Origin of the sequence: Corynebacterium gallinarum (assembly GCF_014837045.1) — a bacterium.
Lineage (GTDB): Bacteria > Actinomycetota > Actinomycetes > Mycobacteriales > Mycobacteriaceae > Corynebacterium > Corynebacterium gallinarum.
Genome location: NZ_JACSPR010000029.1, coordinates 1 through 735, shown reverse-complemented (window position 1 = coordinate 735; position 735 = coordinate 1). Strand labels below are relative to the sequence as shown.

Below are 735 nucleotides of genomic sequence, written 5' to 3'. Positions count from 1 at the left end.
GTAGGGGTCGCTTGTGAATTCGTCGAATATCCGACGCTAGGCCTCCACCTGATCAGGTATCAATCGTTCATGAGACACTCCTCTCTCTACACACCCACCAACGATCCTGTGTTGTCGACGTTGGCACCGCTGATCGGCGGCACCATCAACACCAAAACCATCACCGCACACTGGGATGAAATCCTCCGGCTGGCCGCATCCATCAAAACCGGCACCGTGACCGCCTCCTTGATGATGCGCAAACTCGGCGCCTATCCACGCCAGAACGGACTCGCCACCGCACTGCGGGAACTGGGCAAACTGGAACGAACTCTCTTCCTGCTGGATTGGATCCAAGATCCCGACCTGCGCCGCACCGTGACGGCCGGGCTGAACAAGGGCGAGGCCCGGAACGCCCTGGCCCGGGCCGTTTTCTTCAACCGTCTTGGAGAGATCCGCGACCGATCCTTCGAGCAACAACGCTACCGAGCCTCGGGGCTGAATCTCCTCACCGCGGCCATCGTTCTCTGGAACACGGTCTACCTCGACCGCGCCATCACCACCTTGAATCAGGAGGGCAACGCCACGGACCCTGAGCTGCTGCGGTTCCTCTCACCCCTTGGATGGGAACACATCAACCTCACCGGCGATTACACCTGGCCACGCACCAACAAGATCAAGCCCGGCAAATACAGGCCGCTACGGCGCTTCCCCAAGCCTTAGCGTCGGATATTTTACTTTTCCACAAGCCACCCC

At 59.7% G+C, this 735-nt stretch carries 1 protein-coding gene; it reads left to right on the top strand.

All coding sequences use genetic code 11. The features are described 5' to 3' along the window. A partial coding sequence (locus H9627_RS14115; RefSeq protein ID WP_225213898.1) for a transposase occupies window positions 1–702 on the top strand: 702 nt, incomplete at its 5' end. Window positions 703–735: the final 33 nt, after the last annotated feature.